The organism is Rhodoferax sp. UBA5149, from assembly GCF_002413825.1.
GTDB lineage: Bacteria > Pseudomonadota > Gammaproteobacteria > Burkholderiales > Burkholderiaceae_C > Rhodoferax.
Map to the genome: position 1 here is coordinate 3,941 of NZ_DHXT01000202.1, position 6,360 is coordinate 10,300.

7 protein-coding genes are annotated in these 6,360 nt (G+C 64.3%); 1 reads left to right on the top strand and 6 read right to left on the bottom strand.

All coding sequences use genetic code 11. From position 1 onward, the window contains the following. From B3V69_RS18085 to hemA, 6 genes are all read right to left on the bottom strand, one after another. On the bottom strand, positions 1–186 hold a 186-nt coding region (locus B3V69_RS18085), incomplete at its 3' end, for a KUP/HAK/KT family potassium transporter (RefSeq protein ID WP_296448460.1). Between the two features lie 73 nt (positions 187–259). Then, positions 260–946: a response regulator gene (locus B3V69_RS18090; RefSeq protein WP_296448462.1), complete on the bottom strand. Its 687-nt coding sequence runs from the start codon at positions 944–946 to the stop codon at positions 260–262. Then, entirely contained in the window at positions 943–2,454 is a 1,512-nt protein-coding gene (locus B3V69_RS18095; protein ID WP_296448464.1) for a DUF4118 domain-containing protein, read from the bottom strand. The genes B3V69_RS18090 and B3V69_RS18095 overlap by 4 nt, the downstream gene beginning before the upstream one ends. A 38-nt stretch (positions 2,455–2,492) precedes the next feature. Next, entirely contained in the window at positions 2,493–3,353 is an 861-nt protein-coding gene (gene prmC, locus B3V69_RS18100) for a peptide chain release factor N(5)-glutamine methyltransferase (RefSeq protein WP_296448466.1), read from the bottom strand. A gap of 88 nt (positions 3,354–3,441) precedes the next feature. Next, a complete protein-coding gene (gene prfA, locus B3V69_RS18105) occupies positions 3,442–4,536 on the bottom strand; it encodes a peptide chain release factor 1 (protein WP_296448468.1) in 1,095 nt (364 codons plus the stop codon). Positions 4,537–4,678: 142 nt separating this feature from the next. After that, positions 4,679–5,938, bottom strand: a complete 1,260-nt coding sequence (gene hemA, locus B3V69_RS18110) for a glutamyl-tRNA reductase (protein ID WP_296448470.1) — start codon at positions 5,936–5,938, stop codon at positions 4,679–4,681. A gap of 70 nt (positions 5,939–6,008) precedes the next feature. On the opposite strand from hemA, the gene B3V69_RS18115 reads away from it, so the two are divergent. Next, the gene (locus B3V69_RS18115; RefSeq protein WP_296448471.1) at positions 6,009–6,287 is read left to right on the top strand and encodes a hypothetical protein; all 279 of its coding nucleotides are present in this window, start codon (positions 6,009–6,011) and stop codon (positions 6,285–6,287) included. Positions 6,288–6,360: the final 73 nt, after the last annotated feature.

A 6,360-nucleotide genomic window follows, 5' to 3' on the forward strand; every position in this document is an offset into this window, starting at 1 on the left:
CATCAGGCCCCAGAAGATGACAGACACGGCGCCAATGAGATGAACGGCGTCCAGCGGCACGCCGATGGCGGGGCTGAAGACTTCCTTCATGGTGTACAGGGGACTGGTACCGATATCCCCGTACACCACCCCCATGGCGCCCAGCGTGAGTGCCGCCAGGCTTTCCCGATTCGAAGTTCTACTCATTGCAATCCATTGGCTATAAACAGGGCGCCACTATCGCTACCGGCGCATCAGGAACGCATAAGGAAGGGCGCGCTCAAACGGCTGCCAGGCGATAACCGACACCGGTCTCGGTCAGCAGATGCCGCGGCTCAGCCGGGTCACGCTCGATCTTGGCCCGCAGCTGGGCCATGTAGAGCCGCAAGTAATGCGTGTGCTCGGTGAACTCGGGGCCCCAGACATCGACCAGCAACTGCCGGTGCGTCACCACCCGGCCCGCACTGCGCACCAAGCGCGCGAGCAGCTTGAACTCGGTCGGCGTCAGATGCAGCACCTCACCATGGCACTGGACGCTGCGGGCCGCCAGATCAATGCGCAGGTCATCCAGCTCATGCACCGTGACCGCCGCCGCCAGGGCGGTACCGCGATGACGCAGCGCCACCCGAATGCGGGCCAGCAGTTCGCCCACGCTGAATGGTTTGGTCAGGTAATCGTCGGCACCGGCGTCGAGCAGCTGGATTTTTTGCGCCTCCTGGTGGCGCGCGGACACCACAATGATGGGCAGGGAATGGCGCGTGCGCACCTCGCGCACCAACTGCACGCCGTCGCCGTCGGGCAGTCCCAGATCGAGCACGATGACGTCGGGCGGACTGTGGCGCAGCAGGGCGCCGGCCTCGCTCAGCGATACGGCGGTCTGCACCTCAAAGCCTTCCACCGACAAAGAGGATTGCATCAGCGCCCGTATCTCGCGGTCGTCCTCGACCACCAGCACCCGCAGTGTCATGGCAGCTCCTGGCTGGGCTCTTTGCCCGGTTGCTGGGCATCCAGCGGCAACGCCAGTACAAAACTGCTGCCGCCGCCGGCGCGGGGCCGCAGTGTCAGCCGCCCGCCATGGGCGACGGCAATGGCTTGGCACAGTGCCAGGCCGAGACCAGCACCGCGCGGGCCCGATTGATCACCGCGGGTGTAGGCTTCGAAAATGACTTTTTGCTCGGCTTCAGCAATGCCGGGGCCCCGGTCCTTGACCGAAACCAGCAGTTCCTGAGCCTCAACGCTGACCGTCAGATCAATCGCGCCCTCGCTGTATTGCAGTGCGTTGTCCAGCAAATTGCTGATCAATTGGGCGAGCAGCACCGGATCCGCCTTCACCAGCGGCAAGTCCTCGGGTACTTTGGACTTGATGCGACGCTCGGGGTCACGTTGACGCACGCGCGCCAGCACGGCGCCGACAATCTCTTCCATCGATTCCCAGTCCCGTTTGAGCTCCTGGGCCGAGCTCGTGAGCCGTACCAGTTGCAAGGTGTTCTCGGTCACCGTGGACAGGTAGGAAGCCTCGCTGACAATGCTGCCGAGCAAGCGCTCCTGCTCCGGCGCACTCAGTTTGTCGCGCTGGGTCTGCAATGAAGAAGCGGCACCGACGATGGCCGCCAGCGGGGTGCGCAGGTCGTGCGAGATGGCGGCCAAAAAAGTGCTTTGCAGCTGCTGGCGTTGCGCTTCGCTTTGGGCCGCCAGCATCGACGAGGTCAGACGCAGACGCCACAGCGCTTGCGCCAGCAGTGCACACAGCGCCTGGGCGTGTTCCCTTCCACTTTCGTCACTTGCCAAGGCCGGGCGGACGCAGGCGGCGCCGGTCACATGACCTCGCTCGCCCAAAGGCAGATACCAGGCCAGCAGTCCGGGCCAGCGCCCGGTGCCCGGCCCCAGCACCGCTGCCTCGGCCATGCAGCAGCGCATGCCGTCGCGCACGGCGGTGTCAATACCCTCTGCGAGATCGAGTTCGCGCCCGTCATGGGTCAGGGCCAGTGCACACGGTCCGGCAAAGGCGGCGTCCAGCGCCTTGTGACCGAGGGCCACAATATCGGCGGGCGAGGTGACGCTGGACAGCTCGGTGGCCAGCGCCTGCAATTGCCGGGCGCGCCGCTCGTTCAGACGCGCCAATTCGGTCTCGCGCCGCACGCCCTTCGCGAGGTGGCTGATCACCAGCGCCAGCACCAGCATCGTGCCCAGCGCGATGAAGTGTTCCTGGTTTTCGACCTCAAAGGTCCAGCGCGGCGGCACGAAAAAGAAGTTCAATGCCGTGACCGCTGCCACGGCGCAGACGGCCGACTCAATCCAGTCCAGTTTGTAGGCGGCAATCACCACCGCCAGCACATAAATCATGGCCTGGCTGGTCAGCGATACATAGCGATCGAGCAAAAATCCGCAAGCCGTGGCTGCCGTCAACAGCAAGGCCACGACGACCCAGCTTCGGGCGGGCGGGCGGCTGGGTTCTGAAACCGAGGGTGCATTCATGATGCAGTCAGCGTACCACCGGCCGTGTCAGGATTGCATTAGGAAAGCGCTGGCGTGAAAGGTCGCCGTGCACCGCTGCAGCGTTCAATGCCGCTCAAATCCTGCCGTGACTGCACGTCCGTCAAGCCCGCTTCCCGCAGCAAGGCGCGCACTGCTGGCGCCTGGTCGTAGCCATGCTCCAGCAGCAGCCAGCCGCCGGGCTGCAAATGGGCCGGGGCCTGGGTGATGATCTGGCGGATGTCATCCAGACCGTCCGCGCCACTGGCCAAGGCTTGCAGCGGCTCGTGGCTGAGGGCGTCCAGGTGCTGGTCTTGCGCGGCAATGTAGGGCGGGTTGGCGACGATGGCGTGGTAGCGGCCCGGCACGCCTTCCAGCCAGGAGGCTTGCTGGAAATGCACATCGAGCTGCAGGCGCCGCGCGTTGGCGCGGGCCACGGCCAGCGCCTCTTCGCTGAAGTCGATGGCGCTCACCAGCAGCGCGGGCCGCGTGGCCTTGAGCGCCAGCGCGATGGCGCCGCTGCCGGTGCCGAGGTCGAGCACGGCCAGGTTCGAGGCCGGGGCGGCGAGCACGTCCAGCGCCCATTCCACCAGCGTTTCGGTGTCCGGTCGGGGCACCAGCACGCGCGCGTCGACAGCCAAGTCCAGGCCAAAAAACTCTTTGTGGCCGGTGAGATAGGCCAGCGGTTCGCCTTGTCTGCGCCGCTGCACCAAGGCGTCCAGCCGCGGCAAGACCGCGGCGTCGATTAGGTCGCTGTCGTGCGCCAGCAGCCAGGCGCGGTTGTGTGCGCCCTGGTTCAGGACGTGCAGCAGCAGCAGTTGGGCGTCCAGACGGTCCAAGCCTTGCGCCTGCAGGCTGGATAGAGTCCGGGCAAGGGTGACGGTGTCCGCCAGGTGTTTCATGGGTTATGGCTGTTTGCTATTAATTTAATAGTAACCTGCGCATATTCGACGGGGGCTGGAGGCCGATTTCATCTATAGCCTCAGTGCCTCAAGCACCAATGCCGACTTCCAGCGCGGCCAGCTGCTGCGCCGCCTCGTAGGCTTGCAGCGCCTGCACCACGTCGTCCAGGTCGCCCTCCATGATGTAGAGCAATTTGTACAGCGTGAGGTTGATGCGGTGGTCGGTCAGACGCCCCTGCGGGAAGTTGTAGGTGCGGATGCGGTCGCTGCGGTCGCCGGTGCCGATCAGGCCCTTGCGCTCGGCGGCGTCTTTGGCGGCGCGCTCGCTTCTGTCTTTCTCATGGATGCGGGCCGTCAGCACCTTCATCGCCTGGGCCTTGTTGCCGTGCTGGCTGCGGCCTTCCTGGCATTCGGCCACGATGCCGGTGGGAATGTGCGTGATGCGCACCGCCGAGTCGGTCTTGTTGATGTGCTGGCCGCCGGCGCCACTGGCGCGGTAGGTGTCGATGCGCAGGTCGGCCGGGTTGATCTGGATCGCCACCGCCTCGTCCGGCTCGGCCAGCACCGCCACGGTGCAGGCGCTGGTGTGGATGCGGCCCTGGGTCTCGGTGGCTGGCACGCGCTGCACGCGGTGGCCGCCGGATTCGAACTTGAGGGCGCCGTACACATTGTCACCGTCGATCTTGATTACCACCTCCTTGTAACCGCCCAATTCACTGGGGGACTCGCTGATGATTTCGGCTTTCCAGCCGCGGCGTTCGCAGTAGCGCGTGTACATCCGCGCCAGATCGCCGGCAAACAGGGCCGATTCGTCGCCGCCGGTGCCGGCGCGGATCTCCATGAAAGCGTTGCGCGCGTCGTCCGGATCTTTCGGCAGCAGCATGCGCTGCAGTTCGCCTTCGAGTTGCTGGAGTTCTGCGTTGGCGCTGTCAATTTCTTCTTGCGCCATCTCGGTCATGTCGGCGTCGGCGCTGCGCAGCAGGTCCTGGGCGGCGGCCAGATCGGCTTCGCGCTGGCTGTAGCGGGCCCAACGGCTGGCCACGGCCGACACCTCGGTGTGCTCGCGCGACAGCACCAGGAACTGCTTCATGTCTTTCATGATGTCCTCGCGTGAGAGCAGGAATTCAAGCTCTCCGAGGCGGTCGGCGTAGCGTGCGAGTTGTTGGCGGAGAAAGGGTTTCATGGGCGGGGAGGACAAGGGATCTTCGACAGGCTCAGCCCGAACGGTACAAACCCGTGCGGGAGAAAAAATACCGGTTACCCCGGTGCTTGGCCTGTCCTGAGTCTATCGATGGGAGAACAGTCGGCGAAGCGGTGCAAGACCGCTAACGTTCTTTGCGCAAGAAGAAATGCTGAATGGCCGAACTGGCCCGCTCGCGGGCATTGGCGTCGCCGGCCCGCAACTCCGCCATCGCGCCATGCAGCATCTTCTGCGTCAGTCCGCGGGACAGGGCTTCCAGCACGGCGTCCACGTCTTCGCCTTTGGCCAGCAGCTTGCGCGCGCGGTGGAGCTCCAAGGCGCGCCATTCGTCGGCCTGGGCGTTGAGTTGTTGAATCAAAGGCACCGAGCCGCGCTGGTCGACCCAGTGCATGAAGCTCTGCACGCCGGCGTCCACAATCGCTTCGGCCTGTGCTACCGCCGCCTGACGGCTGGCCTGCGCCGTCTGCACCACGCCGGCCAGATCGTCCACCGTGTACAGGTAGACGTCTTCCAGCGCCTTGACTTCGACTTCAATGTCGCGTGGTACAGCCAGATCGACCATGAACATGGGGCGGCGTTTGCGGCGCTTCAAAGCGCGCTCCACCGCGCCCAGACCAATGATGGGCAGGGTGCTGGCGGTGCAACTGATGACCGCGTCAAATTCATGCAGCCGGTCCGGCAACTCGGCCAAATGCATGACTTCACCACCAAAGCGGCTGGCCAGCTTTTCGCCACGCTCCAGGGTGCGATTGGCAATGGCGATGGTTTTAGGCGTTTTGGCGGCAAAGTGGGTGGCGCAGAGTTCAATCATCTCGCCCGCACCGACAAACAGAATCTTCACCTCGCTCAGGTCTTCAAACAATTGCCCGGCCAGGCGCACGGCGGCGGCGGCCATGCTGATGGAGTGCGCGCCGATTTCAGTCGAGGTGCGCACTTCCTTGGCCACGGCAAATGAGCGCTGGAACAGCTGGCTCAGCGTGGTGCCCAAGGCACCCGCCGCCTCGGAAGCGCGCACCGCGTCCTTCAATTGGCCCAGGATCTGCGGCTCGCCCAGCACCATGGAGTCCAGTCCGCTGGCCACCCGAAAGGCGTGGCGCGCGGCCAATCCGTCTTCCAGGGTGTAGGCGTGGGCGCGCAGCAGGCTAGGGGAGACACCGCCGGAGTGCGCCAGCCAGTCCAGCGTATGTTCCAACTCGGTCTTTTCGCCGGCGCAGTAGATCTCGGTGCGGTTGCAGGTGGAGACCAGGGCGGCCTCCGGCTGGTGCGAAAAAGATGCGCGCAAGCCCCGCAAAGTGGGCTCAACCTGATCGATGGCGAACGCGAAACGGCCGCGCAAATCGAGCGGCGCGGTCGTGTGATTGATACCTAAAGCCCAGACTGCCATTTGGCGATTATAAAATCACGCGCGTTGATAAATATCCAAACCCCTTATTTTTGCCAATTAATCGCCATTCATGGGTCCGCTTGAGCTTTTGAACCATCTGCTGAATTTCCTGGCCCCGGCTTTGTGGCTGGCCGTGCTGGTGACACTGGCCGCCCGTTTCTTTATGAAGAAAAGACCGGTAGCCCTCTCCCTTTATGCGCAGACAGCTATCAATTTTGTAGTGTCAGGGGCGGCGCTCGCGCTCGGTCTGTGGTTTTTTGGGCATGACGGCAAGATGGCCACCTACGCCGGCATGATGCTGCTTTGCGCCACCAGCCAGTGGCTCATGCTGCGCGGCTGGAAGGCTTAGCGCCCCCACGCTTGTCGCTTGAGCGTACTACGCTGCCCCCCGAGGGGCCGCCGGTCTTCGACAGTTACGGGCG